25 protein-coding genes and 1 other RNA gene are annotated in these 26,957 nt (G+C 70.5%); 8 read left to right on the top strand and 18 right to left on the bottom strand.

The window, feature by feature from the left end; all coding sequences use genetic code 11:
- Positions 1 to 58: 58 nt before the first annotated feature.
- The 13 genes from ftsA to mraZ all read right to left on the bottom strand — a co-directional run bounded on the left by ftsA (position 59) and on the right by mraZ (position 14,990).
- Positions 59 to 1,294 (bottom strand): cell division protein FtsA, encoded by a 1,236-nt coding sequence (ftsA, locus tag CEK66_RS00205; RefSeq protein WP_010340121.1) that lies wholly within the window; start codon positions 1,292 to 1,294, stop codon positions 59 to 61.
- Positions 1,291 to 2,145, bottom strand: a complete 855-nt coding sequence (locus CEK66_RS00200; RefSeq protein WP_152235548.1) for a cell division protein FtsQ/DivIB — start codon at positions 2,143 to 2,145, stop codon at positions 1,291 to 1,293. Before CEK66_RS00200 ends, ftsA begins: the two co-directional genes overlap by 4 nt.
- Before the next feature lie 121 nt (positions 2,146 to 2,266).
- Positions 2,267 to 3,208 (bottom strand): D-alanine--D-alanine ligase, encoded by a 942-nt coding sequence (locus CEK66_RS00190; RefSeq protein WP_152235547.1) that lies wholly within the window; start codon positions 3,206 to 3,208, stop codon positions 2,267 to 2,269.
- A complete protein-coding gene (murC, locus tag CEK66_RS00185) occupies positions 3,205 to 4,641 on the bottom strand; it encodes a UDP-N-acetylmuramate--L-alanine ligase (RefSeq protein ID WP_010340124.1) in 1,437 nt (478 codons plus the stop codon). Before murC ends, CEK66_RS00190 begins: the two co-directional genes overlap by 4 nt.
- Positions 4,638 to 5,885, bottom strand: coding sequence for an undecaprenyldiphospho-muramoylpentapeptide beta-N-acetylglucosaminyltransferase (gene murG, locus CEK66_RS00180; protein WP_226978435.1), 1,248 nt, complete (start codon positions 5,883 to 5,885; stop codon positions 4,638 to 4,640). The genes murC and murG overlap by 4 nt, the downstream gene beginning before the upstream one ends.
- Positions 5,882 to 7,204 (bottom strand): putative lipid II flippase FtsW, encoded by a 1,323-nt coding sequence (ftsW, locus tag CEK66_RS00175; protein ID WP_150411462.1) that lies wholly within the window; start codon positions 7,202 to 7,204, stop codon positions 5,882 to 5,884. Before ftsW ends, murG begins: the two co-directional genes overlap by 4 nt.
- A complete protein-coding gene (mraY, locus tag CEK66_RS00170) occupies positions 7,204 to 8,289 on the bottom strand; it encodes a phospho-N-acetylmuramoyl-pentapeptide-transferase (protein WP_010344435.1) in 1,086 nt (361 codons plus the stop codon). Before mraY ends, ftsW begins: the two co-directional genes overlap by 1 nt.
- A complete protein-coding gene (gene murF, locus CEK66_RS00165) occupies positions 8,279 to 9,814 on the bottom strand; it encodes a UDP-N-acetylmuramoyl-tripeptide--D-alanyl-D-alanine ligase (RefSeq protein WP_152235546.1) in 1,536 nt (511 codons plus the stop codon). The genes mraY and murF overlap by 11 nt, the downstream gene beginning before the upstream one ends.
- Positions 9,811 to 11,295 carry a UDP-N-acetylmuramoyl-L-alanyl-D-glutamate--2,6-diaminopimelate ligase gene (locus CEK66_RS00160; protein ID WP_152235545.1) on the bottom strand — a complete coding sequence of 495 codons (1,485 nt, stop codon included), beginning with the start codon at positions 11,293 to 11,295 and terminating at the stop codon, positions 9,811 to 9,813. Before CEK66_RS00160 ends, murF begins: the two co-directional genes overlap by 4 nt.
- Positions 11,292 to 13,160: a penicillin-binding transpeptidase domain-containing protein gene (locus CEK66_RS00155; protein WP_043093186.1), complete on the bottom strand. Its 1,869-nt coding sequence runs from the start codon at positions 13,158 to 13,160 to the stop codon at positions 11,292 to 11,294. The genes CEK66_RS00160 and CEK66_RS00155 overlap by 4 nt, the downstream gene beginning before the upstream one ends.
- The gene (gene ftsL, locus CEK66_RS00150) at positions 13,157 to 13,420 is read right to left on the bottom strand and encodes a cell division protein FtsL (RefSeq protein ID WP_010344441.1); all 264 of its coding nucleotides are present in this window, start codon (positions 13,418 to 13,420) and stop codon (positions 13,157 to 13,159) included. Before ftsL ends, CEK66_RS00155 begins: the two co-directional genes overlap by 4 nt.
- A complete protein-coding gene (gene rsmH / locus CEK66_RS00145; RefSeq protein WP_152235567.1) occupies positions 13,417 to 14,529 on the bottom strand; it encodes a 16S rRNA (cytosine(1402)-N(4))-methyltransferase RsmH in 1,113 nt (370 codons plus the stop codon). The genes ftsL and rsmH overlap by 4 nt, the downstream gene beginning before the upstream one ends.
- 14 nt (positions 14,530 to 14,543) lie before the next feature.
- Positions 14,544 to 14,990 carry a division/cell wall cluster transcriptional repressor MraZ gene (gene mraZ, locus CEK66_RS00140; protein WP_026144304.1) on the bottom strand — a complete coding sequence of 149 codons (447 nt, stop codon included), beginning with the start codon at positions 14,988 to 14,990 and terminating at the stop codon, positions 14,544 to 14,546.
- A gap of 326 nt (positions 14,991 to 15,316) precedes the next feature.
- On the opposite strand from mraZ, the gene CEK66_RS00135 reads away from it, so the two are divergent.
- From CEK66_RS00135 to CEK66_RS00120, 4 genes are all read left to right on the top strand, one after another.
- Entirely contained in the window at positions 15,317 to 16,081 is a 765-nt protein-coding gene (locus CEK66_RS00135) for an NRDE family protein (RefSeq protein ID WP_152235544.1), read from the top strand.
- 207 nt (positions 16,082 to 16,288) lie between these two features.
- Positions 16,289 to 16,655: RNase P RNA component class A (gene rnpB, locus CEK66_RS00130), an RNA gene on the top strand.
- A gap of 142 nt (positions 16,656 to 16,797) precedes the next feature.
- Positions 16,798 to 16,941: a DUF4160 domain-containing protein gene (locus CEK66_RS20495; RefSeq protein WP_226978434.1), complete on the top strand. Its 144-nt coding sequence runs from the start codon at positions 16,798 to 16,800 to the stop codon at positions 16,939 to 16,941.
- Between the two features lie 82 nt (positions 16,942 to 17,023).
- Positions 17,024 to 17,488 (top strand): DUF2442 domain-containing protein, encoded by a 465-nt coding sequence (locus tag CEK66_RS00120; RefSeq protein WP_152235543.1) that lies wholly within the window; start codon positions 17,024 to 17,026, stop codon positions 17,486 to 17,488.
- 61 nt (positions 17,489 to 17,549) lie between these two features.
- Here CEK66_RS00120 and rsmI read toward each other — a convergent pair whose 3' ends face one another.
- Complete coding sequence (gene rsmI / locus CEK66_RS00115; protein WP_152235542.1) at positions 17,550 to 18,374, bottom strand: 16S rRNA (cytidine(1402)-2'-O)-methyltransferase; 825 nt, start codon at positions 18,372 to 18,374, stop codon at positions 17,550 to 17,552.
- Between the two features lie 81 nt (positions 18,375 to 18,455).
- Between rsmI and CEK66_RS00110 the strand changes: the two genes are divergently transcribed.
- The 4 genes from CEK66_RS00110 to CEK66_RS00095 are packed head-to-tail and all read left to right on the top strand — an operon-like array spanning position 18,456 to position 22,473.
- Complete coding sequence (locus CEK66_RS00110) at positions 18,456 to 20,177, top strand: penicillin-binding protein activator (RefSeq protein WP_152235541.1); 1,722 nt, start codon at positions 18,456 to 18,458, stop codon at positions 20,175 to 20,177.
- Positions 20,167 to 20,535, top strand: coding sequence for a YraN family protein (locus tag CEK66_RS00105; protein ID WP_017914048.1), 369 nt, complete (start codon positions 20,167 to 20,169; stop codon positions 20,533 to 20,535). The genes CEK66_RS00110 and CEK66_RS00105 overlap by 11 nt, the downstream gene beginning before the upstream one ends.
- Position 20,536: 1 nt before the next feature.
- Positions 20,537 to 21,088: a metal-dependent hydrolase gene (locus tag CEK66_RS00100; protein WP_152235540.1), complete on the top strand. Its 552-nt coding sequence runs from the start codon at positions 20,537 to 20,539 to the stop codon at positions 21,086 to 21,088.
- A complete protein-coding gene (locus CEK66_RS00095; RefSeq protein ID WP_152235539.1) occupies positions 21,085 to 22,473 on the top strand; it encodes an FAD-linked oxidase C-terminal domain-containing protein in 1,389 nt (462 codons plus the stop codon). The genes CEK66_RS00100 and CEK66_RS00095 overlap by 4 nt, the downstream gene beginning before the upstream one ends.
- A gap of 230 nt (positions 22,474 to 22,703) precedes the next feature.
- Here CEK66_RS00095 and CEK66_RS00090 read toward each other — a convergent pair whose 3' ends face one another.
- The 4 genes from CEK66_RS00090 to CEK66_RS00075 form a co-directional block, all read right to left on the bottom strand.
- Entirely contained in the window at positions 22,704 to 23,231 is a 528-nt protein-coding gene (locus tag CEK66_RS00090) for a hypothetical protein (protein WP_152235538.1), read from the bottom strand.
- Positions 23,232 to 23,236: 5 nt separating this feature from the next.
- Positions 23,237 to 23,428 (bottom strand): hypothetical protein, encoded by a 192-nt coding sequence (locus CEK66_RS00085; RefSeq protein WP_152235537.1) that lies wholly within the window; start codon positions 23,426 to 23,428, stop codon positions 23,237 to 23,239.
- Between the two features lie 85 nt (positions 23,429 to 23,513).
- Positions 23,514 to 24,260 carry a response regulator transcription factor gene (locus CEK66_RS00080; protein ID WP_152235536.1) on the bottom strand — a complete coding sequence of 249 codons (747 nt, stop codon included), beginning with the start codon at positions 24,258 to 24,260 and terminating at the stop codon, positions 23,514 to 23,516.
- Positions 24,250 to 26,928 carry a sensor histidine kinase KdpD gene (locus tag CEK66_RS00075; protein WP_152235535.1) on the bottom strand — a complete coding sequence of 893 codons (2,679 nt, stop codon included), beginning with the start codon at positions 26,926 to 26,928 and terminating at the stop codon, positions 24,250 to 24,252. The genes CEK66_RS00080 and CEK66_RS00075 overlap by 11 nt, the downstream gene beginning before the upstream one ends.
- Positions 26,929 to 26,957: the final 29 nt, after the last annotated feature.

The following is a 26,957-nucleotide window of genomic DNA, read 5'->3' as shown; positions in this document are numbered from 1 at the left end:
CTTTGCCTTTGCCTTTGCTCTTACCCATTCCCAATTCCCGATTCACCCTTCCCGGCCCTCAAAACTCGCCGCGATACCAGTTCTTCAATTTCTTGAACAAGCTGCCGGCGCGGCCGGTCGGCAGCGACGGGCGGCGCGGGTGTTCGATCTGGCTGCCCATCAGCAGCAGGCCCACGCCGGTGGCGTGGACCGGGTTGCCGACGACTTCGCCCAGGCCGGTGACGTGCTGGGGAATGCCCACGCGCACCGGCATCTGCACCATTTCCTCGGCCAGTTCGACCACGCCTTCCATCTTCGAGGCGCCGCCGGTCAGCACCATGCCGGCGCGCACCAGTTCCTCGAAGCCGGAGCGGCGCAGTTCCGCCTGCACCATCTCGAAGATTTCCTCGTAGCGGCCCTGCACCGCCTGCGCCAGCGAATGGCGCGGCATGCGCCGCGGCGGGCGGTCGCCGACGCTGGGCACCTGGATGCTTTCTTCCGCGGTGGCCAACTGCGCCAGCGCGCAGGCGTAGCGCACCTTGATCTGCTCGGCTTCCGGGGTCGGCGTGCGCAGCATGTGCGCGATGTCGTTGGTGACGTGGTCGCCGGCGATCGGCAGCGAGGCGGTGTGGCAGATCGCGCCCTGCACGAACACCGCCAGATCGGTGGTGCCGGCGCCCATGTCCACCAGCACCACGCCCAGCTCGCGCTCGTCGGCGGTCAGCACCGCCACCGAGGACGCCAGCGAGGACAGGATCAGGTCGTCCACCTGCAGGCCGCAGCGCTGCACGCACTTGCTGATGTTGGCGGCGGCCGACTGCGCGCACACCACCAGGTGCGCGTGCACCTCCAGGCGCACGCCGGTCATGCCGACCGGGTTGCGGATGCCTTCCTGCGAATCGTCCAGCACGTACTCGCGCGGGATCGCGTGGAGGATGCGCTGGTCGGCCGGGATCGCCACCGCCTTGGCCGCTTCCAGCACGCGGTCCAGGTCGTTCCAGGTCACCTCGCCGTCGCGGATCGGCACGATGCCCGGCGAGTTCTTGCACTGCACGTGGTTGCCGGAGATCGACGCGTACACCGAGCGGATCTCGCAACCGGCCATCAGCTCGGCTTCCTCGATCGCGCGCTGGATCGACTGCACGGTGGATTCGATGTCCACCACCACGCCGCGCTTGAGCCCGCGCGATTCGTGCGAACCGATGCCGATCACCTCGATCGGGTTGCCGGGCGAGTATTCGCCGACCAGCGCGACGACCTTGGAGGTGCCGATGTCCAGTCCAACGATGAGGGATTTGTCGCCTTTGCGGTTCATGTCTTGGAGCCGGGAATAGAGAATCGGGAATGGGGAAGGGAGAAGAGCGGGCTCTCGCGATGGGATGGAGGGTCGGCCAGTGCCGCGTGCCGCGCGGGCTGGGCCGGCGCCGCGGGCTTCTTCTCCTTGCCCGGCTCCTTACTCGGCTCTTTGTTCTCGGGTACCCATGCCACGGTGAATCCGTTGGTGTAGCGAAGATCGGCGCGCGCCAGCGGCGGCTGGCCCGGCTGCAGCAATTGCGGCAGCACGCGGGCGAAGCGCTCCAGGCGCGCGCGCGCGTCGTCGCGGCCGACCACCACCTGCACGCCGTTGCCCAGCGCCAGCGACCAGCTGCCGCGCGCGTCCAGGGCCACGCCCTGCACCGGCAGGCCGACCGGGGCGAACAGTGCGCGCGAGGTGTTGTACAGCGCGACCACGTCGGCGGCCTTGGCGTCGGGGCCGGCCAGGTGCGGCAGGGCCACGTCGCGCAGTTCGTTGGGCAGGGCGAAGATGCGGCCCTGCTCGGAGAGCATGCGGTCCGCACCCCAGCGCGCGAACGGGCGGTGTTCGACGACGCGCACTTCCAGCACGTCCGGCCAGCGCTTGCGCACGCGCGCACTCTCCACCCACGGCAGGCGCTCGATCGCGTCCTGCGCATCCTGCAGGCGCACCGCGAAGAAGCCACGGCGCGCATAAGGCAGTACCACCTGGCGCAACTGCTCGGCGGACACGCGCTTGAAATCGCCGCTCACCTGCAACCGGCTCAGCGGCCAGCGCTCGGCCCCGACCCAGCCGTTGAGCACGGCCACGATCGGCAGCGCGACCAGGGCCAGCGCCAGCAACCAGGCGAGGATGCGCAGGGAGGCGTTCATGCGCGCACCTTCGGGTGCGCGGGAATGGGGAATCGGGAATGGGGAATGGGGAAGGCACAAGCGGCCGCGCACGCGGCACCGCTCTTGCCCATTCCCGATTCCCGATTTCCGATTCCCAGCGTCACAGCGTCTGCTCCAGGATGCGCCAGCACAGGCCGGCGAAATCCACGCCCAGCTGCGCCGCGGCCTTGGGCACCAGCGAGTGGCTGGTCATGCCCGGGGCGGTGTTGACCTCGATCAGCTGCAGGCCGCGCACGCGGTCGCGCATCACGTCCACGCGGCCCCAGCCGCTGCAGCCGGCCGCAGCGAAGGCCTGCAGCGCGAGCTGGCGGATCTGGGTCTCGTCCTCGCTCTCCATGCCCGGACACAGGTACTGGGTGTCCTCGGCGATGTACTTGGCGTGATAGTCGTACCAGTCGCCGGCGGGGACGATGCGGATCGACGGCAGCGCGATATCGCCGAGGATGCCGACGGTGTATTCCTCGCCCTGCACCATCTGCTCCATCAGCAGCTCGCCGCGGTAGTCGGCGGCGAAGGCGCGCACCGGCGCCAGGTCGGCCTCGGACAGCACGCGGAACACGCCGACGCTGGAGCCTTCGCAGGCCGGCTTGACGAACAGCGGGTAGCCCAGCGCGGCGGCGGCCGCGGCCAGGTCGGCCTGGGCGTCGATGCGGGCGAAGCCGGGGGTCGGCAGGCCGGCGGCGATCCACACCTGCTTGGTGCGGATCTTGTCCAGGGTCAGCGCGCTGCCGAGCACGTCGGGGCCGGTGAACGGCACCTGCAACGCACGCAGCAGGCCCTGCAGCACGCCGTTCTCGCCGTCGCCGCCGTGCAGGATGTTGAACACGCGGTCGACTTCGCCGGCGCGGATGCGCTCGAGCAAGGCGGGAATGCCGTCCACCGGCTGCGCGTCGACGCCGCGGCTGCGCAGCGCCTCGAGCACGTTGGCGCCGGAGTTCAGCGACACCTCGCGTTCGCTGGACGTGCCGCCGAGCAGCACGGCGACGCGGCCGAACGCGGCCGGGTCGGTGACGCGCGGCGGCGGCAGGGTCTGCGCGCTCATGCGTCGGCTCCGCCGGCGAAGCCGTGCTGGGCGATGTGCTGGGCGACGTAGCCGATGTCGCCCGCGCCCATCATCAGCAGCAGGTCGCCGTCCTGCAGCACGTCCGGCAGCACGCTGTCGAGTTCGCCGACCTGGCCGACCACGACCGGCTCGCTGCGGCCGCGCGCGCGGATCGCGCGCGCCAGCGAGCGCGCGTCTGCGCCCGGGATCGGCGCTTCGCCGGCCGGGTAGACCTCGCTGAGCACCAGCGCGTCCACTTCCGACAGCACCGCGGCGAACGCGTCGAACTGGTCGCGGGTGCGGCTGTAGCGATGCGGCTGGAACGCGACCACCAGGCGCTTGTCCGGCCAGCCGCCGCGGGCGGCGGCGAACACCGCGGCCAACTCGCGCGGGTGGTGGCCGTAGTCGTCGACCACGCGCACGCGCGCGCCGCCGGCGGTGGTCACTTCGCCCAGGTCGTTGAAGCGGCGGCCGATGCCGGCGAAGCTCTGCAGCGCGCTGGCGATCGCCTCCGGCGCCACGCCCAGCTGCCAGCCGATGGCGGCGGCGGCCAGCGCGTTGAGCACGTTGTGGCGGCCCGGCAGCGCCAGGGTCACCGGGATGCTGCTGCCTTCGGGCAGGCGCAGGGTGAAGCGCATGCGCGGGCCGTCCTGCACCACGTCCTCGGCGCGCACGTCGGCGTTCTCGCTGAGGCCGTAGCTCATCACATGGCGCGGGGTCTTCGCCGCCAGCGCGGCCACTTCCGGATCGTCGATGCACAGCACCGCCAGGCCGTAGAACGGCAGGCGCTGCAGGAACTCGGCGAATGCGGCCTGGACCCGGGCGAAGTCGTTGCCGTAGTTCTCCAGGTGATCGGCATCGATGTTGGTGATGACCGAGATCAGCGGGTTCAGGCGCAGGAAGCTGCCGTCGCTCTCGTCGGCCTCGGCCACCAGCCACTGGCCGCCGCCGAGCTTGGCGTTGGCGCCGGCGGCGAGCAGTTGCCCGCCGATCACGAAGGTCGGGTCCAGCCCGCCTTCGCTGAGCACCGCCGCGGCCAGGCTGGTGGTGGTGGTCTTGCCGTGGGTGCCGGCCACCGCGATGCCGCGGCGGAAGCGCATCAGCTCGGCGAGCATCGCCGCGCGCGGCATGATCGGAATGCGCTGGCTGCGCGCCTCCATCAGTTCCGGGTTGTCTTCGCGGATCGCGCTGGACACCACGACGCAGTCGGTACCGAGCACATTGGCCGCCGAGTGCCCGCGCATCACCCGCGCACCGAGCTTGACCAGGCGCCGGGTCGCCGCGTTGTCGGCGTTGTCCGAACCGGAGACCTCATAGCCCAGGGTCAGCATGACCTCGGCGATGCCGCTCATGCCGGTGCCGCCGATGCCGACGAAGTGCACGCGCGGGAACGCGCGGACCAGATCGCCGGTGTCGTGGAGACGGCGGATCATTGCTGGCCTCCTGCGGAGGCGGGAATGGGGAAACGGGAATCGGGAATTGGAAGAAGCGCGGCGGCTGCAGCGATCCGTGCCTGTCGCGTGTTCGTGTCTGCGTGTGTCACTGCGTGATTCTGCCCTTGATTGTGCTTGTACCCATTCCCCATTCCCGGTTCTCCATTCCCGGCTTCTTCCAAAACGATGTCCGCAATCCGCTCGGCCGCATCCGGCTTGGCCAGCTGGCGCGCGGCCTCGGCCATGGCCAGGCGCTGCGCCGGCTGTGCCAGCAGGTCGCGCAGCACCCGCTGCACGTGACCGGCGAGCGCGTCGTCCTGCTTCAGCAGCACGGCGGCGCCGCGTTCGACCAGGTATTCGGCGTTGCGGGTCTGGTGGTCGTCGACGGCGGCGGCGAACGGCACCAGCACGCTGCCGATGCCGACCGCGCACAGTTCGGCCAGGGTCGAGGCGCCGGCGCGGCACACCACCAGGTCGGCCCAGGCGTAGGCGGCGGCCATGTCGCCGATGAAGGCTTCGACGCTGGCGGCGACGCCGGCATCGGCATAGGCGCGCGCGGCTTCCTCGCGCAGCGCTTCGCCGCACTGGTGGCGCACTTCCACGGTCACGCCGAGCGCGGCCAGCGCCTGCGGCAGCGCCTGGTTGAGTACGCGCGCGCCCTGGCTGCCGCCCAGCACCAGCAGCCGCGGCGCACCGTGGCGCGCAGCCAGGCGCTGCGCCGGCGGCGCCAGCGCGGCGATCTCGGCACGCACCGGGTTGCCTACCGCTTCCTCGCGCGTGGCGAAGCTGCCGGGGAAGCCGGTCAGCACGCGCCGCGCGACCCGCGCCAGCACCTTGTTGGTCAGGCCCGGCGCGCGGTTCTGTTCGTGCACCAGCAGCGGCAGCTTGAGCAGGCGCGCGGCCAGGCCGCCGGGACCGGCCGCGAAGCCGCCGAAGCTGATCACCGCCCGCGGCGCACGCCGGCGCAGCACGAAGCCGGCGGCGCGCACCGCGCGCATCACCCGCACCGGCGCGCCGAACAGGGCCAGCGCGCCCTTGCCGCGCAGCCCGCCGATCTCGATCGTGTCCAGCTCGATGCCGTGCTCCGGCACCAGCCGCGTTTCCATGCGCCCGGCCGCGCCCAGCCACACCACCGGCACGCCGCGCGCGCGCAGCACCTTGGCCACGGCCAGCGCGGGGAAGATGTGCCCGCCGGTGCCGCCGGCGAGGATCATCACCGGACGATCGCCCTGCACCGCGCTCATCCGAGCCTCCCGAAGGTGGGTTCGACGCGCGGCTGCATGCGGCTGGTGCCGCGCCCCGGGGTGCCGCCCTGGATCGCCGCGGCGACCGCGCTGGCGCTGGCCTCGCGCGCGGCGTGCAAGTCCTCGGCGTTGTCCACGGTCTGCTTGACCGGCATCGCCGCGTCGCTGCGCACCAGCGCCACCTGGCGCTCGGCGCGGTTGAGTTCGTAGGACACGCGCAGCAGCAGGCCCATCGCCACGCAGGTCATCAGCACGCTGGAACCACCGGCGGAGATCAGCGGCAGGGTCAGGCCCTTGGTCGGCAGGATGCCCAGGTTCACGCCGACCGAGACGAAGCTCTGCAGGCTGATCCACAGGCCGATGCCGAAGGCGATGTAGCCGGAGAAGTGGCGCTTCATCTCCACGCAGCGCATGCCCAGCCAGAACGCGCGGCCGACCAGCAGCGCGTACAGGGAAATGATCAGGCACACGCCGACGAAGCCCAGTTCCTCGGCGATGACCGAGAAGATGAAGTCGGTGTGCGCTTCCGGCAGGTAGTTGAGCTTCTGCACCGAGCCGCCCAGGCCGACCCCGAACAATTCGCCGCGGCCCACCGCCATCAGCGCGTTGGACAGCTGATAGCCGGAGCCGAGCTGGTCGGCCCACGGATCCAGGAACGAGGTGATGCGGCGCAGGCGGTAGGGCTCGAGGATCGCGATGAAGGCGAACACCGGCAGGCCGATCACGATCGGCATCGACATGCGCGGCAGATTCACCCCGCCCAGCACCAGCATGCCGGCGGTGATCGCCAGCAGCAGCGTGGAGGAACCGAAGTCCGGCTGCAGCAGCAGCAGGCCGACCAATGCCACCGCCACGCCCAGCGGCTTGAGCATCGCCGGCCAGGTCGCGTTGACCTCGTCGCGGAAACGCACCAGGTAGCTGGACAGCCACACGATGTACAGCACCTTCACCGCTTCCACGGTCTGGAAACGCGAGATGCCCAGGTTGATCCAGCGCCGCGCGCCGTTGACGGTGCTACCCAGCCCGGGCACGAACACCACCAGCAGCAGGCCGAAGCAGGCCAGCAGCAGCAACTGGTTGTACTGCTCGATGTTCTTCAGCTCGGTGCGCATCGCCCAGATCGCCAGGCCGACACCGCCGGCCAGGAACAGCAGGTGACGGCTCAGGTAGTAGAACGGGCTGGTGGTCAGCTCGATCGAGCTGGAGCCGACCATGACCACGCCCAGCGACGCCAGCGCCACCGCGGCGCCGAGCAGCCACGGGTCGTAGCGGCCACCGATGGCCTCCAGGCGGGTCGCTTGGCGGGCGGGGTCGTTCATCAGCGCACCTTCAACGTGGCCAGGCCGACCAGCACCAGCACCACCGAAATGATCCAGAAGCGCACGATCACCCGCGGCTCCGGCCAGCCCTTCAGCTCGAAGTGGTGGTGGATCGGCGCCATGCGGAACACGCGCTTGCCGGTGAGCTTGAACGAGGCGACCTGGATCATCACCGACAGGGTCTCGATGACGAACACGCCGCCCATGATCACCAGCACCAGCTCCTGGCGCACGATCACTGCGATGGTGCCCAGCACCGCGCCCAGCGCCAGCGCGCCGATGTCGCCCATGAACACCATCGCCGGGTAGGTGTTGAACCACAGGAAGCCCAGGCCCGCGCCGGCGATCGCCGCGCAGATGATGATCAGCTCGCCGGCGCCGGGAATGGTCGGGATCTTCAGGTAGGCCGAGAACACAGCGTTGCCCGAGGCATAGGCGAACACGCCCAGCGCACAGGCCACCAGCACCGTCGGCATGATCGCCAGGCCGTCCAGGCCGTCGGTCAGGTTGACCGCGTTGGAGAAGCCGACGATCCAGAAGTAGGCGATGGCCACGAAGCTGATCCCGGCCAGCGGCAGCGCGATCGACTTGAACATCGGGATGTAGAAGGTGATCGCCGCCGGTACGTCGGCGGTGTAGTACAGGAACAGGCCCGCGGCCAGGCCGAAGATCGACTGCAGCAGGTACTTCCAGCGCGACTTCAGCCCGTTCGGGTCGCGGCGCACGATCTTGATCCAGTCGTCGTACCAGCCGATCACGCCGAACGCCAGCATCACCGCCAGCACCAACCACACGTAGCGGTTGCGCAGGTCGCCCCACAGCAGCACCGACAGCAGCACGGTGAGCAGGATCAGCGAGCCGCCCATGGTCGGAGTGCCGGCCTTGGAGAAGTGGGTCTGCGGGCCGTCCTGGCGGATCGGCTGGCCGCCCTTGAACTGCGCCAGCTTGCGGATCACTGCCGGGCCCAGCCACAGCGACAGGAACAGCGAGGTCAGCGCCGCGAGGATGCCGCGGAAGGTCAGATAGCCGAACAGCCCGAACATGCTTTCGAGCTGCTGCAGCCAGCGGGCGAGTTCAAGCAGCATGCGGCGCCTCCTGTGCCTGGTTCAGCAGCGCACGCACCACGGTGTCCATGGCGCTGCCGCGCGAGCCCTTGATCAGGAGCGTGGCCGGGACCCGGGACCCGGGACCCGGGACCCGTGGGAGCGCGCCAACGGACGGCGCGCTGGTGTTCTCATGCATCTGCTTCACTTCCTGCTCTTGATCCTGCTCTTGCCGATTCCCGGCTCCCGATTCCCGATTCCCGGCCACCGCGGCCAGATCGCGCTGCAGCGCCTCGACCAGCGCCGCATGGCTGTCGAAGACGCGGCCGTTCTCGCCGAACGCTTGCGCGGCGTGGGCGCTGAGCGGGCCGAGCGCGTACAGCCGGGTCAGCCCGGCATCGCGCGCGCGGCGCCCGCCGCTGGCGTGCAGCGCCTCGGCGCCGGCGCCGAGTTCGCGCATGTCGCCCAGCACCAGCCAGCGCTCGCCACCGGCCGCGGCCAGCGCGTCGATCGCCGCGGCCAGCGAACCGGGGTTGGCGTTGTAGCTGTCGTCGATCAGCACCGCGCCGTTGGGCAGCGTGTGGGTGATCTGCCGGCCCGGCACCGGCTGCACCTGCGCCAGGCCGGCGGCGATACGCGCCGGCGCCACGCCCAGCGCCAGCGCCAGCGCGGCGGCGGCCAGGGCGTTCTGCAGGTTGTGCCGGCCCGGCAACGGCAGCGTCGCCTCGACGTCGCCGCGCGGGGTGGTCAGCACGAACTGGGTACGGTCGGCGGCCATGCGGACCTGCGCGGCACCGACCTCGGCGCCCGGCTGCAGGCCGAAGCGCAGCACCTGCGGCCGCGCCTCGCCGGTCGCCAGGCGCTGCTCGAACCACAGGCCGAAGGCGTCGTCGGCATTGATCACCGCGGTGCCGTCGGCCGGCAGCGCGGTGTAGATCGCGCCCTTGGTCTGCGCCACGCCGAGCAGGCTGCCCATGCGCTCCAGGTGCGCAGCGGCGATGTTGTTGACCAGCGACACCTGCGGCGGCGCGATGTCGGTGAGATAGGCGATGTCGCCCGGCTTGCCGGCGCCCATCTCGTAGATCGCGTAGTCGGCGTCGTCCGGCGCCTCGATCACCGCCAGCGGCAGGCCGATCTCGTTGTTGCGGTTGCCGGGATTGGCGTAGACGCTGCCGCCATCGATGCGACAGGCATGCTGCAGGATCGCCAGCAGCAGCGCCTTGACGCTGGTCTTGCCATTGCTGCCGGTGATCGCGGCTACGCGGGTGGCACGGCCACGCTGCATGCCGGCGGCGATCCGCGCCAGCGCCAGTTCGGTGTCGGCGACGACGATCTGCGGCAGTTCGATCTGCGGCTGCACGCGCTCCACCAGCAGCGCACTGGCGCCGCGCGTGGCGGCGTCGGCGACGAAGGCGTGACCATCGAAACGCTCGCCGCGCAGCGCCACGTACAGGCTGCCGGCGGCCAGGCTGCGGGTGTCGTGACTGATCGCATCGATCGCCACGTCGTCGCCGTGCAGCTCGGCGCCGGCCCAGTGCGCGATCATCGACAACGGCAGGCGCTTCATCGGGCCGCCTCCGCCGCATGCGCGCGCAGGGCCTGCGCGGCGACCTCGGTGTCGTCGAACGGATGGCGCACGCCGGCGATCTCCTGGTACGGCTCGTGGCCCTTGCCGGCGATCAGCACGATGTCCTCGGCGCCGGCGTCGGCGACCGCCATGGCGATCGCCTGCGCGCGGTCGCGCTGCACCTGCACCGCCTGCATGCCGTCGAAACCGGCCAGGATGTCGGCGACGATGCGGTCGCCGTCCTCGCCACGCGGGTTGTCGTCGGTGACCACCACGCGCTCGGCCAGGCGCTGCGCGATCGCCGCCATCTGCGGGCGCTTGCCGGTGTCGCGCTCGCCGCCGCAGCCGAACACGCAGGTGATGCGGCCCTGTGCGTGCGCGCGCAGGCTCTGCAGCGCCTGTTCCAGCGCGTCGGGCGTATGCGCGTAGTCGACCACCACCAGCGGCTGCGCACCATCGCCGCCGAGCCGGTTCATGCGCCCGCGGATCGGCTGCAGCTGCGCCAGGGTGGCGGCGATGCGCACCGGCGCCACGTCCAGCGCGTGCAGCGCGCCGGCCACGGCCAGCAGGTTGTCGACGTTGAAACGGCCCAGCAACGGCGACTGCAGCGGATGCCGCTCCTCGCCGATCGCCAGGGTGAAACCGATGCCGCGCGCGTCCAGGCGCAGCGCCTCGGCGCGCACCTGCGCGCCATCCTGGCCGCGCGAGCTGACCGCGATGCGGCGCAGCGCCGGATCCAGCTTGGCCAGCAGTTCGCGGCCGAACGCATCGTCCAGGTTGACCACCGCCGATTTCAGCCCCGGCGTGGCGAACAGCCGCGCCTTGGCGGCGCCGTAACTGGCCATGTCGCCGTGGTAGTCGAGATGGTCGCGGGTGAGATTGGTGAACACCGCCACGTCGAAATGCACCGCGTCCACGCGGCCCTGGTCGAGCGCGTGCGAGCTGACTTCCATCGCCACCGCCTGCGCGCCGGCGTCGCGCAGCTGCGCCAGCAATGCGTGCAGCGGCAGCACCAGCGGCGTGGTGAAGCCGGTCGGCTGCACCTGCCCGTACAGGCCGGCGCCGAGCGTGCCGATGCTGCCGCTGCGCGTGCCCAGCAGGTGCCAGGCCTGCGCCAGCAGTTGCACGGTGGAGGTCTTGCCGTTGGTGCCGGTGACCCCGACCATGGTCATGGTCTGCGACGGATGGCCGTGGAACTGGTCGGCCATCGCGCCCATGCGCGCGCGCAGGCCCGGCACCGCGATCGCGTCGGCCGGCGCCGGCAGTTCGGCCGGGGCCGGCGGGTCGTACAGCACCGCGACCGCGCCGTTGGCGCGCGCCTGCTCGACGAAGCCCAGGCCATGCGCGCCGAACCCGGCGATCGCCACGAAGGCATCGCCCGGGCGCACCGCGCGGCTGTCCATGACCAGCCCGGACACCTGCACGTCGTGCGCCAGCGCCACGCCCGGCAGCAGTTGCGACAGCGACATGGCGCGGGTCACTGGCGGGTCTCCTGCAGCGGCGCCGGCAACGCGGCCGGCGCCGGCGGCGCCACCGCACGCGCGCTGGGCAGCGCGGCATCGACCTCGGCGGCGGCGTCGGGCACGGTCGCCGGATCCGGCTCCACCGGCGCCGGCGGCGGCGCGTGGCCGCTCTTGCCGGCGGCCTGCGCGGCCAGCCACGACTGGATGTCGTCCGGCGGCACGTCCATCAGCCGCAGCGCGCCTTCCATCACGTTGTGGAACACCGGCGCCGAGACCAGGCCGCCGTAGTACTTGGCGCCCTGCGGGTCGTTGATGACGATGACCGTGGCGAAGCGCGGGTTGCTCGCCGGCACCAGGCCCGCGAACAGCGCGTTGTAGTGGCCGCGCTCGTAGCCGCCGGGGCCGGCCTTGCGCGCAGTGCCGGTCTTGCCGGCGACGTGGTAGCCCAGGATCGCCGCGCCCTTGGCGCCGCCCTGGGTGACCACGGTCTCCATCATCGCCACCACTTCCTTGGAGATCGCCGGGTCCAGCACCTGCTTGCTGTCCTCGTGCTGGCCCTTGACGAAGGTCGGGGTGACCAGGCGCCCGCCGTTGCCCAGCGCGCAGTAGGCGCGGGCGATCTGCAGCGGCGTCACCGACAGGCCGTAGCCGTAGGACATGGTGGTCTTGGACGAGCCGCTCCAGCGCGCCGGCGACGGGAACACGCCGGCCGATTCGCCGGGGAAGCCGCTGTGCGGGGAGCTGCCGTAGCCGTAGCTGTGGACCTGGTCGTAGAAGGTCTGGTCCGGCAGCTTGGCCGCGATCTTGGCCGCGCCGATGTTGGAGCTGCGGGTGATCACCCCGGTCACGGTCAGCACGCCGTTGTTGCGCGGCACGTCCTTGATGGTGAAACGGCCCACCGACATGTAGCCGGGGTTGGTGTCGATCAGCGTGTCCTTGGTCACCACCCCGGCCTTGAGCGCGGTGGAGATGGTCAGCGGCTTCATCGTCGAGCCCGGCTCGACCAGATCGGTGACCGCGCGGTTGCGGCGCACGTCCGGGTTGACCCCGTTGACCGCATTGGGGTTGTAGGTCGGCAGGTTGACCATGGCCAGGATCTCGCCGGTGGCCACGTCCATGATCACGATCGAGCCGCCGGCGGCCTTGTTCTCGACCAGCGCGTTGCGCAGTTCCTTGTAGGCCAGGAACTGGATGCGGCGGTCGATGCTCAGGGTCAGGTCCTTGCCCGGCTGCGCCGGCTTGACCAGGTCGATGCTCTCGACGATCGCGCCCTTGCGGTCGCGGATCACCCGCTTGGCGCCCGGCTTGCCGCGCAACCAGGAATCGAACGCCAGCTCCAGGCCTTCCTGGCCGCGGTCGTCGATGTTGGTGAAGCCCAGCACGTGCGCCATCGCTTCGCCCTGCGGGTAGAAGCGGCGGAACTCGCGCTGCGAGAACACGCCGGGGATGCCCAGCGCGACCACCGCATGCGCCTTGTCCGGATTGATCCGGCGCTTGAGGTACATGAACTCCTTGTCCGCCTTCTGCGAGAGCTTGGCGGTGAGTTCGTCGACCGGCAGTTCCAGCGCCTGCGCCAGCTGCGGGATGCGGTCCGGGCTGCGCAGCAGTTCCTGCGGATTGACCCAGATCGACTCCACCGGCGTGGACACCGCCAGCGGCTCGCCGTTGCGGTCGGTGATCATGCCGCGCGAGGTGGCGATCGGCAGTTCGCGCAGGTAGCGCGCCTCGCCCTGACGCTGGTAGAAATCGCTGTTGATCAGCTGCACGTAGGCCGCGCGGCCGATCAGGGTCACCGAGCACAGGCCCAGCGCCGCGCCGACCAGCACCAGGCGGCCGCGCAGGTTGAAGTTGCTGCGGGGGCGATTGCGGCCGCTCTTGTTCACGGACGCACCACCACGATGTCGCCGGTCTCGGGGAACTTCATCCCCAGCCGCTCGCGCGCGACCTGGTCGACGCGATTGCTCTCGGCCCAGGTCGCCTGCTCCAGCTGCAGCCGGCCGAACTCGATGTTCAGCTCGTCGCGGTTGTGCTCCAGCCGCGACAGCTCCACGAACAACTGGCGATGGCGATGGCGCATGTACACCACCCCGATCGCCGAAGCGATGGTGCAGGCGAGCAGCACGAGCAGCAGCAGCCGGCTCATGGGGCGCTCCTGTGGAGCGCGCCATGCGCCGGCGGGAATGGGGAAACGGGAATGGGGAATGGGGAAGAGCCGGTCGACCGCACACGGAAACCTTCCGTCCCGGGAAGCGCGCTCTTGCTTTCGCCTTTCCCGATTCCCGATTCCCGATTCCCCACTCCCAGCTTCTCCGCTACCCGCAACACCGCGCTGCGCGCGCGCGGGTTCACCGCCAGTTCGTCGGCGTCGGCCTTGATCGCGCCGCCGTGCAGGCGCAGGATCGGCACGAAGGTCGTGGCCTCCGGCAGGCGGCGGTTGCTCGGCGGGGCCTTGGCGTGGCGCTGCATGAACTGCTTGACGATGCGGTCTTCCAGCGAGTGGAAGCTGATCACCGCCAGGCGGCCGCCGGGCTTGAGCCGGGCCAGCGCCGCGTCCAGGCCGGTCTCCAGATCGGCCAGCTCGCGGTTGATGTGGATGCGGATCGCCTGGAAGCTGCGGGTGGCCGGATGGGTCTTGCTGTCGCCGCGCGGCATCACCCCGGCGATCAGTTCGGCCAGCTCGGCGGTGCGGGTCAGCGGCTGCTTCTCGCGGCGGGCGACGATGGCGCGGGCGATGCGCCGGCTCTGCCGCTCTTCGCCGTAGGTCCACAGCACGTCGGCGATCTCGCGCTCGTCGGCGCGCGCCAGCCACTGCGCGGCGCTCTCGCCGGCGTCCGGGTCCATGCGCATGTCCAGCGGACCGTCCTTGCCGAAGGAGAAGCCGCGTTCGGCCACGTCCAGCTGCGGCGAGGACACGCCCAGGTCGAACAGCACTCCGTCCAGGGCAACGGCAGCGTCCCACTGGCCCAGCTCGGCGAAGCTGCCGCGATAGATGGACACGCGCGCGTCGCCGCCAAACGCATGTTCGGCTTCGGCGATCGCCTCGGGATCCTTGTCCATCACCAGCAGCCGGCCTCCTGGGCCGAGTTTGTGCAGCACCCCGCGCGCGTGTCCGCCACGCCCGAACGTGCCATCCAGATAGATTCCGTTTTCGATCACCTGCAGCCCGTCCAGGACCTGCGCGAACAACACCGGCACATGCGCCGCCGATGGTTGCGACACCGGGAGGTGACCGGCCTGCGCCTGTCCGCGCATCCGGACACCCCGACTCACAACTTCAGATCGAGCAATCCATCGCCCAGATCCTCGTCAGACAACGTCTGCTGGATCAGTGCGCGATGAGCCTGCTCGCTCCACAGTTCGAACTTGTCGCCCATGCCCAACAGCACGGCGCGCTTTTCAATGCCCACCGCGGCGCGATGGCTCGGCGGAATGGTGATGCGGGCGTTGGCATCCAGCTCCAGCGCGGCCGACGAACCCACCAGCTTCTGCTGCAGGACCCGCACCACGCGCTGGGTGTTGGGCTTGGCCATGACGTCGTCACGGACCCGCTCCCACTCCTTCTCCGCATACAGCCACAGGCAGCCGGCCTCGAACGGGTTGTAGGTCAGCACCAGCCGATTGCCGCTCACGCGCGCGACGAGGTCGCGGTACGCGGTGGGAACCGCCATACGCCCCTTGTCGTCCACAGTGATTGCGGTCTCGCCCTGAAACACGACGCCTGCACCTTTCCGAATCCGCCTGGGCGGTCATTGAACCACGAAAAACCACAAAAAACCCGGTTTCCCCTCAAGTGCCCACCTTAGCAGCGCGCAACGGGTTGTCAACAACTTTGCGAGCGGTAAATCGCTAGCGGGATCAATGGTTTGCAACGATCTTTAGAGACTTGTTCAAGGCTTATCCACAAGTTACTGTTTCGTCTCAAATTTTGAGATTGAACGGAAATTCAGGCCTGTGTACGCGGCGTTAAGGCGGTCGTCACCGGCCGTCGACATGGCGCCCGGGCTCGCGCCGCGTTGCGCAAGCGCGCACACTGGCGGGCATGTGTCTGGTCGTTCTCGCGCACGCTGCGCACCCGCGATGGCGCTTGCTGCTGGTCGGCAACCGCGACGAATTCCACGCCCGCCCGACCGCGCCGCTGCAGCGCTGGCCAGCCCCGGCGCAGCGCCTGCTGGCCGGGCGCGACCTGCGCTCCGGCGGCACCTGGATGGGGCTGGACGCCGCCGGCCGCTGCGCCGTGGTCACCAACGTGCGCGACCCGCTGGCGTCGATGTCCGGCGCCTCGCGCGGCGCCCTGATCGCCGACTACCTGAGCGGCGAACAGCCGGCCGCGGCCTTCGCCGACGCGCTGGCGGCGCGCGCCGACACCTATCCGCCATTCAACCTGCTGCTGGCCGATGCCGCCGGCGCCACCTACGTGGGCAACCACCCACCCGGCCGCAGCGCCCTGGCGCCCGGCGTGCACGGCATGTCCAACGGCGCGCTGGACGCGCCCTGGCCCAAGACCCTGCGCCTGCGCGCGGCCGTGACCGCCTGGATCGTCGCCGGCGACGACGACCTGGCGCCGCTGTGGCGGGCGCTGGCCGACGAGACCCTGGCCGACCCGGCCGACCTGCCCGACACCGGGGTCGGCCCGGACCTGGAACGGCGGCTGTCGCCGGCCTTCATCCGCGGCCACGACTACGGCACACGTGCCAGCACCATCGTCGCCGTGGACGCCGCCGGCCACGGCTGGATCCATGAGCGCCGGTTCGGCCCGGACGGGGTGATCCTGGGGGAGACGCGGCTGGAGAACCAGGACTCGTGACCCTGGATTCGGGAAGTATGGGGTCAGGCGCGAAATCGCTGTCAGCGACCTAAAGCGGCGATTTTTGTGGGAGGGACTTCAGTCCCGACGGGCTTTACCGGTAGAGCCCGTCGGGACTGAAGTCCCTCCCACAGTGCAATCGAAACCTGCACTCGCGGAAAATCCCGAATCCCGGGTCCCGTCTTAACATGCGACAATGCCCGCGGCGGAGCCGGCCAGACAGTCGCGTCATCCAATCGCATTTCGGTGCGGCGGGATGCCGAGGAAAGTCCGGGCTCCATAGGGCAAGGTGCCAGGTAACGCCTGGGCGGCGCGAGCCGACGGACTAGTGCAACAGAAAGATACCGCCTACGTCTGCGCAAGCAGGCCGGTAAGGGTGAAATGGTGCGGTAAGAGCGCACCGCGAGTCCGGTAACGGACCGGCACGGCAAACCCCACCTGGAGCAAGACCAAATAGGGACCTCATGGCGCGGCCCGCGTCGGGTCCGGGTAGGTTGCTTGAGCGTACCGGTGACGGTGCGCCTAGAAGAATGACTGTCCACGACAGAACCCGGCTTATCGGCCGGCTCCGCCACTTTTTTCAGAACGCCGAAAACTCCAAACCTTCACTGAGGGCGCGGAGCGCCAGGCGTTGATGCCCCCCCCCTTCTGGCCTCTGACCCGCTGCGAACAGGATCCTTCTTGCGAAAGTGCAATCATTGCACTATGTTCCGCACATGCCGACGATCGTCCGTTTCGCCAACAGCGTTGTCACGATGTATGCGGCCGACCATCTGCCGCCTCACTTCCATGTGCGTACCCGAGATGGTCGGGAAGCGCTGATCGTCATCGACACCTGGCAGTTCTGTCCGGCCGCCTGAGCCGACGCGAATTGAGCGCCGCGCTTGAATGGGCCGCGGCGAACAAAGCCACCCTCATCGCCCGATGGCAGGAATTGAATCCATGAACCAACCTCAATTCGTCATTACCAAGGTGAAGGCTGTCGCGGCGCGCGAACTTGCACTGACCTTTGCCGACGGCTTCACTTGCACCGTCGACCTCAGCGAGGTCTTGGCCTCGCATCCTTCCCTGAAAAAGGCACGGCTGCCGCACGTTTTCCATAGGGTCTCGCTCGACGAATGGCAGCGCGGCGTCATCTTCGACGGCAACGACGAGTTGGCGCTCGCCAGCGACAACCTGCGCGCACTCGCGATCGAGCAAGCCGGTGACTATTCCCACCAGCAGATCATCGCCTGGATGCATCGCCACGACATGACGTTGGATTCAGCCGCCGAAGCATTGGGCTTGAGCCGGCGCATGCTCGCCTACTACCGCAGCGGCGAAAAGCCCGTCCCCAAGAGCATTGGCTTGGCGATGCTGGGATGGGAGGCCGAACAGGCAGGGTTTGATTATTCGAAAGTCGCCTGAGAACGCAGTCGCCAAAGACGACTGGCCGGCGATCGCATTGCCGCAGGGCGTTATCGCCCCCTCAACCGCCGTAAAGCGCCTTGCGCGACGCACCGGTCAGTTCGGCGGCCAGCTTGGCGGCGGTGGACGGCGGCAGGTGTTCGCTGAGCTTGGCGTAGACACGGCGGCCTTCGGCCAGTTGCGCGTCGGCGTCGTCGCCGGCGCCCTGCACCATCAGCACGAACTCGCCCTTGCGCTGGTTGTCGTCGGCCTCGACCCGGGCGTGCAGGTCGGCCAGGGTGCCGTCGAGCACGGTCTCGAACAGCTTGGTCAGTTCGCGCGCCATCACTGCCGGGCGGGCGTCGCCGAAGGCGGCGCGGCAGTCGGCCAGGGACTCGGCGATGCGGTGCGAGGCTTCGTAGAACACCAGGGTGCGTGGTTCGCTGGCCAACCGGACCAGGCGCTCGCGGCGTGCCGAGGCCTTGGCCGGCAGGAAGCCCTCGAAGGCGAAGCGGTCGCTGGGCAGGCCGGCCACGCTGAGCGCGGCGATCGCCGCGCAGGCGCCGGGCACCGGGCTGACCCGCACCCCGGCCGCGCGCGCCGCGCGCACCAGGCGGTAGCCGGGGTCGCTGACCAGCGGGGTGCCGGCGTCGCTGACCAGGGCCAGCGACTGGCCCTCCAGCAGGCGCGCGACGATGCGCTGGGACAACGCATCCTCGTTGTGTTCGTGCAGCGCCAGCAGCGGCCGCTCGATGCCGAAGTGAGCCAGCAGCTGGCCGCTGCGGCGGGTGTCCTCGGCGCAGATCGCCGCCACCGTGCGCAGCGTCTCCTGGGCGCGCGGCGTCAGGTCGGCGAGGTTGCCGATCGGCGTGGCGACGACGTGCAGGGTTCCGGGCTGGGCGCTCATCTACGGGCTTTCCATGGTCAAGGGTAGAATCGTAGCGGTTTTCCCCGGCGCGCCTGGCGTGCCCAGCCGAATGGACCAGAAATGAACAAGCGATTCGCAAGGATTTCCGCCCTGTCGCTGCTGGCGCTGCTCGTCGCCGGCTGCGCCACCACCAGCGTGACGCCGAGCGCTTCGCCGGCCCAATCGGCCGCGCTGGCGCTGCTGGATCAGGGCAAGCCGAAGGAAGCGGCGCAGCAGCTCGAGGCGCAGGCCGCCGGCGCCACCGGCAGCGCCCGCAACCAGTTGCTGGGCGACGCCGCCTTCGCCTGGTACGAGGCCGGCGATACCGCCCGTGCGCGCAGCCTGCTGGCGCAGGTGCAGCCACGGCAGTTGCCGCCACTGAGCAAGGTGCGGGTGGCGCTGGTCGAGGCCGAGCTGGCCCTGGCCGACCGCCAGCCGGCCAAGGCGCTGCAGGCGCTGGGCAGCGATCCGCAGGCGGTGCCGCAGAACCTGCGTGCGCGCTGGCACCTGGCCCGTGCACAGGCGCTGGAAGGCACCGGCGACGCCACCGCGGCGCTGGACGAGCGCGCCCGCGCCGACAACGGCCTCAGCGGCCAGGCGCGCAGCGACAACCAGCGCGCCATCGTGCGCCAGCTGGCCACGCTCAACGATGCCACCCTGCAGGCGCGCGCCGCCGCGCTGCCGGCCGGCGATCCGCTGTACAACTTCGTCGGCCGCGCGCTGCTGAGCCGCGGCCTGGCGCTGCCGCGTCCGTTCGACCGCGGCGAGCAGTGGGGCTTCGACACCAGCAAGCGGCCGCCGGCCGAGCGCGACGGCTACCGCCCGCCGGCCAAGCTGGCGGTGCTGCTGCCGTTGAGCGGCAGCCTGGCCACCGCTGCGGCGCCGGTACGCGACGGCCTGCTTGCCGGCTACTACGGCGAGACCCGGCGGCGTCCTGCGATCGACTTCATCGACACCACCGGCACCCCGGCCGGGGCGCTGGCCGCCTATCAGAAGGCGGTCGACGGCGGCGCCGATTTCGTGGTCGGCCCGCTCGGCCGCGACGAGGTCACCGCCCTGTTCGGGCGCGACGCGTTGCCGGTGCCGGTGCTGGCGCTGAACCGCGGCACCCACGCCCCGCCGGGCGGCAGCGCCGGCTTCTCGCTGGCGCCGGAAGACGACGGCATCGCCGCCGCCGAGTACCTGCTGGCGCACGAGCGCCACAACACCCTGGTGATCGGCAGCAACGACGACACCGGCCGCCGCGCGGTGGCCGCGTTCCGCGACCGCTTCAGCGAGCGCGGCGGCAAGGTCGCCGGCAGCGTCAGCGTGGCCGACACCCCGGGCGACATTGGCGCGCAACTGCGCAACGCCGCCGCCGACTCGGTGCTGCTGGCGGTGAAGGGCAATACCGCCCGCGCGCTGGCGCCGCAACTGGCGCTGGCCGGTTTCGCCGGCAAGACCCGGGTGGCGACCTCGCAGCTGGTGCTGGGCACCGGCAAGCCGGAGGACGACCTGGTGCTGGACGGCATCGTCTACCCGAGCGAGCTGTGGAACGTGCGCGGCGTCGGCGGCCTGCCGGCGGCGACCAGCGTCGCCGACATGCTGCCGACCGCACGCGGCCCGGCCGGGCGCCTGTTCGCGTTCGGCTACGACGCCTGGCAGATCACCGCCTACCTGGAGAAGCTGGCGACCGGCAATGACAGCGGCCTGCGCGGCGCCACCGGCGTGCTGCACCTGGACGGCTTCGGCAACATCGTGCGTACCCCGGCCTGGTCCACCTTCAGCGGCGGGCGCCCGACCCCGCTGCCCGATGGAAACTGAGCGGCGCCGACGCGGCAATGCGGTGGAAGCGGCGGCGCGCGCCGAACTGGAGCGCGCCGGCCTGCGCCTGATCGCCGCCAACGTCGCCTTCCGCGGCGGCGAGCTGGACCTGGTGATGCAGCAGGCGCAGAGCCTGGTGTTCGTCGAAGTGCGCTACCGGCGCAGCACCGCGTTCGGCGGTGGCGCGGCCTCGGTCGATCTGCGCAAGCGCCGCCGCCTGCTGCTGGCGGCGCAGCTGTTCCTGGCCGCGCATCCGCAGTACGCCAACTGGCCGTGCCGCTTCGACGTGGTCGAGGCCGAGGGCGATCCGCCGCGGCTGACCTGGCTGCGCGACGCCTTCCGCGCCGAGGATTGCTGAGGTGCCCAGCGTCTTCACCCACGCCGCGGTGCCGCTGGCGCTGTGGGCCGCCGCCGATCGCGGGCGCATCTCCACGCGCCTGCTCGGCGCCGGCATCGTCGCGGCGATGCTGCCCGACGCCGACGTGCTCGGCTTCGCCCTGCACATCCCCTACGCCGACGCCTTCGGCCATCGCGGCGCCAGCCACTCGCTGTTGTTCGCCGCGGTACTGGGCGTGCTCGGCGCGTTGCTGCACCGGCCCCTGCGCGCCGGCGCGCTGCAGGCGGCCGTCTGGCTGTTCGTCTGCACCGCCTCGCATCCGCTGCTCGATGCGATGACCTCCGGCGGCCTCGGCGTGGCCCTGGGGTGGCCGTGGAGCGAACAGCGCTGGTTCGCGCCGTGGCGGCCGATCCGGGTCTCGCCGTTCGCCAACGGTTTCTTCAGCGCGCGCCGCATGGCCACGCTGTGGTCCGAACTGCGCTGGGTGTGGCTGCCGCTGGCGCTGGCGGTGCTCACCTGGAAACTGCTGCAGCCGCCCTCGCCCTCCACTTCGTCGTCGCCACCTTCGCCATGACCACCGCCCTGCCCACCGCACTCACCGACACCCTTTCCGCCCTGCTCGGCGCCGAGGGCTGGCGCACCGATGCCGACAGCCGCCGCCGCTATGGCGAGGACGATTCGCGGCGCTGGGCCCTGGCCGACGCGGTGGCGCTGCCGCAGACCCGCGAGCAGGTGCAGGCGATCGTGCGCGCCTGCCGCGCGCACCGCGTGCCGCTGGTGGCGCGCGGCGCCGGTACCGGCACCGCCGGCGCCGCGGTACCGTTCTCCGGCGGCGTGGTGCTGTCGTTCGCACGCATGAACCGCATCGTGCAGTTGCGCCCGGCCGACCGCTGCGCGGTGGTCGAACCCGGCGTGCTCAACGGCGACCTGCAGCAGGCGCTGGCGCCGCACGGGCTGTTCTGGCCGCCGGATCCGTCCAGCGCGGAGATCTGCAGCGTCGGCGGCAACCTTTCCACCAATGCCGGCGGACCGCGCGCGGTGAAGTACGGCGCCACCCGCGACAACGTGCTCGGCCTGGTCGCAGTGACCGGCAGCGGCGAGCTGATCCGCTGCGGCGGCGCCTACACCAAGGACGCCACCGGCTACGATCTGACCCACCTGCTGGTCGGCAGCGAAGGCACCCTGGCGCTGATCGTGGAAGCGACGCTGAAGCTGTCGCCGCGGCCGCTGGCGCAGGCCGGCCTGCGCGCGCTGTACCGCGACGCCGCCACCGCCGCGGCCGCGGTGTCGCGGCTGATGGCGCAGCCGAGCACGCCGACCATGCTCGAGTTCATGGACCGCAGCGCGATCGTGCTGCTGCGCCGCAACGGCAGCGACGTGCCCGAGGCCGGCGCGATGCTGCTGATCGAGGCCGACGGCGACCACGACACCCTGCCCTACGCGCTGCAGGCGCTGGGCGCGGCGGCCGAGGGCGAGGGCCTGCTGACGCTGGACGTGGCCGCCGACGGCAGCGCGCGCGACCGCCTGTGGGCCGCGCGCCGTGCGCTGTCGCCGGCGCTGCGCACGATCCGCCCCGGCAAGATCAACGAGGACGTGGTGGTACCGGTGTCGCGCATCCCCGAGCTGGTGGCCGGCGTGGAAGCGCTGGCCGCCGAGTTCGACCTGCCGATCGTCGCCTTCGGCCATGCCGGCAACGGCAACCTGCACGTCAACATCATGTACGCGCCGGACGACGCCGCCGAAACCGCGCGCGCGCAGGCGGCGCTGCCGCGGCTGTTCGCACTGGTGCTGTCGCTGGAAGGCACCCTCTCGGGCGAACACGGCATCGGCGTGGCCAAGCGCGACTATATGGACCAGGCCTTCGACGCGGCCACGCTGGAGGCGATGCGCGCGATCAAGCGCGCGCTGGATCCGGATGGGATCCTCAATCCGGGGAAGGTATTGCCGGAGCGGGACTGAAGCTCGGGCGACTCGCGAGGCAGCCGCCGGGCGATCGGGTTGGCCATGGCGGCACCGGAAACCGACAGCGCGTGGCGTTCCGCGCTGCGATGGCGGGCGACCAGCCTGGCCGCGCCTACAACCTACAAGCCGCGAGCGCCGGAAAGACAGCCCGCGTCCTGACTCTTACGCTGGCATCTCCCAGCGAGGATCCAGAAACCGCATGCAACCGCGCTTGGCAGCGAGCCGGCCTATCGAACAGATGCGCCAGGTTCGTGCGGCAATGCCAACGCCCCCTTGCCCAAAGAAAACCTCGTGCAAGTGGTGAAGGTTCGATCCTTGTAGAAATAGTGATTGAGATCTTCGTAGTCGGAGAGACACAGCACGAGGGAGGCAGCTCCTTGGGCATCGGTTTCTCTGAGCAACGCCACTGAACGAATATGCGAACTCCCCAACTTCCGGAAACCTTCGTCATTCCTGTTCGTGACGGAATAAAGATCTGCACCGTCCATCGTATTTGAGAAAAAATCCTCGTCCGCCCGAGGATGCGTCTTCAGCGTTCCTTGATATCGGGTGACGAGTTCGACGTTTGCATTACCGAAGACAATGCGCTGCCTGCCGAGGACAACCTGCGACAAGCCACGCGGCGTTTCATCTGCATACGTGGCCTGCAGAGGGGTTGCCGACGCCAGTGCCGATAGCGTGTCCCGGGCGTCAGCAGCTACCGCGATATGCGACAGCATGACGAACGCAATGGCGCGATAGTGTGCGTGCTTCATGCTGCCTACCTTACTGGGCGGTCATCAGCATCGCCCGAGACATGGAATTTGAAGGCGAGAATAGCGTGTTGCATCGCCGCCGGCGCAATCCGGATCAGTGCCTGCTGCGCGTGCGCGTTCATCCGCATGCCCGCGTGATCGGGCGACTCCCGACGGGCCGGCAATAGGTCCACGAGATTGGGGAGGAACTGGCGCATCGGGCCATTGAGGACAGGCCGTCTGCTCCGCATCGTTGCCGCTGCGCTGGGCGCAGGAAGATTCGGCAGAATCTGGGGACAGGATTCAGATCGTCCCTGGCGCGCCATGAGGCGCGCACTGCACCCCGATGAAGCGCAGCCCCACCCCCGGCTCGGTGGCGATGTAGCGTGGGGCCACGGCGCTGTCGCCGAGCTTCTGCCGCAGCTTGCCGACCAGGATGCGCAGGTAGTGGGTGTCGTCCTGGTGGGTGGGGCCCCACAGTTCGCGCAGCAGTTGCGGCTGCGTCACCACGCGGCCGCTGTGTCGCAGCAGCAGGGCGAGCAGCGCGTACTCCTTGCGACTGAGCGGCAGCGCTTCGCCGTCCAGGCGCACTTCGCGCAGGCCCAGGTGGATGTGCAGGTGGCCATCGTCGAACACCGGCTCGGCCTCCCCGGCCACCGGCTGCATGCGCAGCAGCACGCGGATGCGCGCCATCAGTTCCTGCACGCCGAACGGCTTGGTCACGTAGTCGTTGGCGCCGGCGTCCAGCGCCTGCACCTTCTCGTCCTCGCCGGCGCGCACGGTGAGCATGATCACCGGCACAGACGACCATTGCCGCAGTTCGCGCAGCACGCTGTGCCCGTCCTGGTCGGGCAGGCCAATGTCCAGCACCACCAGTTCGGCGCCGTGCGCGGCCAGTTGTGCCAGGCCAGCGGCGCCGGTGTCGGCCTGCAGCACGCGGTAACCCTGCGCGCGCAGGCTGATGTCGAGGAAACGGCGGATCTGCGGCTCGTCGTCGATGACCAGCACGCGCGGCGGCGGAATCGGATCGGCGTGGGACTCAGTCGGCATCGGGGCGGGACGGCGGCGCGGCGGGTTCGATGAGCGGCAGGGTAATGCGGATCGTGGTGCCGCGGCCATCGGGACCGGGCAGCGCCTCGACGCTGCCGCCGTGCGCGCCGATCATGCCCTGGCAGATGGTCAGGCCCAGGCCGGTACCGTGGCGGCCGCGGTCGCCGCGCTCGACGCTGTAGAACATGTCGAAGATGCGCGCGCGCTCGTCCTCGGGAATGCCCGGGCCGCGGTCGCTGATGTCGATGCGCAGGCGGCCCTCGACCATGCCCGCGGCGACGCGGATCGCCGCATCCGCCGGCGAGAACTTGGCCGCGTTCTCCAGCACGTTGAAGATCGCCTGCTCGACCAGCGCCGGGTGCACCCACAGCGTCGGCAGCTCCGCGGCCAGGGCGATATCCAGCCGCACCTGCGGCTGGTAGCGCTGCAGGCGCCGCGCGGCCGAGCCGATCAGTTCGTCCACGCCGATCCAGTCGCGGTTCAAGGTCAGCCCGGTGTGACCGAGCCGGGTCATGTCCAGCAGGTTCTGGATGTAGCGGTCCAGGCGTTCGCCTTCCAGTTGGATCGTCTCGAGCAGGCTGCGGCGATCGTCCGCGTCCATCGCCTTGCCGTAGCTGGACAGGCTGCTGGCCGCGCCGATCATCGCCGCCAGCGGCGAGCGCAGGTCGTGCGAGACCGAGGACAGCAGGGCCGAGCGCAGCCGCTCGGTCTCGCCGCTGACCCGCGCGCTCTCCAGGTCGGCGACCAGCCGCGTGCGCAGCGCGGCCTGGCCGATGTCCTCCACCATCGCCTCGGCCAGGCGCTGCTGCTCCAGGCCCGGGCGCTGCACGCCGGTGCCGAAGCGCAAGCCGACCACGCCGATGGTGCCGTGCTCGTGGCGCACCGGCAGGAACCACCAGCTCGCGCCGGCCAGCGTATCGGTGAAGCGACCGGTGGCCTGGCCGTGGCGCTGCGCCCAGTCGGCGGCGCTGCGGTCCACCGCGGCCATCGTCGGCGCGTAGTCGTCGGCGCCGTCATGCGCGCGCTCCAGCGGCTGCAGGCGCAGCCAGGCCTCGGCATCGAGGGTGCCGGCGAGCGCACGGCGCCCAGCCTCCAGCACCTGGCCGAGGTCGGCGGCACTGGTCAGTTCGCGGCCCAGCCGCTGCAGCGCGGTGGTCTGCGCGTTGACCGCGCGCAGCGCCAACACCTGCATGCGCAGGCGCGAGGCCAGGCGCCCGGCGACCAGGGCCGCGACCAGGAACAGCAGCACCGTGACCACGCCCTGGCGCGCGCCGATCTGGAAGGTGAAGCGCGGTTCGATGAAGAAGAAGTTGTAGCTGAAGAAGCTCAACAGCGCCGCCAGCACCGCCGCGGTCATCCGCGTCTTCGATGCCACCATCACCACTGCGACGATGAACACCATCGACAGGTCGTCGATGCCGACCCAACTTTCGGCGATCCAGGCGACCACCACCGCCAGCGCCGAGGCCACCGTGGCGAACAGCAGGTCGTCGCGCGACAGCCAGTGCGCGGGGCTGCGCCAGCGCCGCCGCGCCCGCGCGCGCGCTTCCGGCGAACTGATGATCACCAGTTCGTAGTGCGCGCCGCGTTGCAGCAGTTGCTGGGTCAGGGTGCGGTTGATCATGCGCGCCAGCGGGCGCTCGCGGGTGCGGCCCAGCACCAGCGTGGACACGCCGCTGCGCGCGGCATGGTCGAGCAAGGCGTCGGCGACGTTGGCGCCGTGCAGCAGCGCGGCCTCGCCGCCCAGCCGGCGCGCCAGCGCGAAGGCGCGGTCGATCTCCAGTTGCCAGTCGGCATCCGGCTGCGCCTGGGTCTGCACGGTGACCACCGTCCATGGCGCGCCGCGGCGCTCGGCCAGGCGCCGCGCCACCCGCACCAGGTAGTCGGACTGGCCACGCCCGTCGATCGCCACCATCACCGTGCGCCGCAGGGCGACGCTGGTGCGGCCCTGCGCGGCCTGCACGTCGCGCAGGTCGTTGTCGACGCGGTCGGCGGCGGTCTGCATCGCCAGCTCGCGCAGCGCGGCCAGGTTGGACGGCGAGAAGAACGCCTGCAGCGCCTGCCCGGCCTGCTCGGGCAGGTACACCTTGCCCTGCTGCAGGCGCTCGATCAGTTCGCGTGGCGGCAGGTCGACCAGCACGATGTCGCGCAGGCGGTCGAAGATCGCATCGGGCACGGTCTCGCTGACGCGCACGCCGGTGATGCGGTGGACCACGTCGTTGAGGCTTTCCAGATGCTGGATGTTGACCGTGCTGTAGACGTCGATGCCGGCGTCGAGCAGTTCCTGTACGTCCTGCCAGCGCCGCTCGTGGCGGCTGCCCGGCGCGTTGCGATGGGCCAACTCGTCCACCAGCACCAGCGGCGGGCGCAGCGCCAGCAGCGCATCCAGGTCCATCTCGTCCAGGGTGCGGCCGCGGTACTCCAGCCGCCGCCGCGGCTGCACGGTGAGACCCTCCAGCAGCGCCGCGGTCTCGGCGCGGCCGTGGGTCTCGACCACGCCGACCACCAGGTTGCTGCCCTGCTGCTGCAACTGCCGCGCACGCGACAGCATCGCGTAGGTCTTGCCGACCCCCGGCGCCGCGCCGAGGAACACGGTCAGGCGCCCGCCGCGCTCGCGCTGCAGTTCGCCGATCAGGGCGTCGGCCTGTTGGGTGCGGGGGTCGGGCATTTGGAGCTGGGAATGGGGAATGGGGAATG

Origin of the sequence: Xanthomonas sp. LMG 12460 (assembly GCF_009192895.1) — a bacterium.
GTDB classification, from domain to species: Bacteria; Pseudomonadota; Gammaproteobacteria; order Xanthomonadales; family Xanthomonadaceae; genus Xanthomonas_A; species Xanthomonas_A sontii.
Note: the sequence above shows the minus strand (reverse complement) of the source record. Positions and strands in the feature narration are given on the sequence as shown.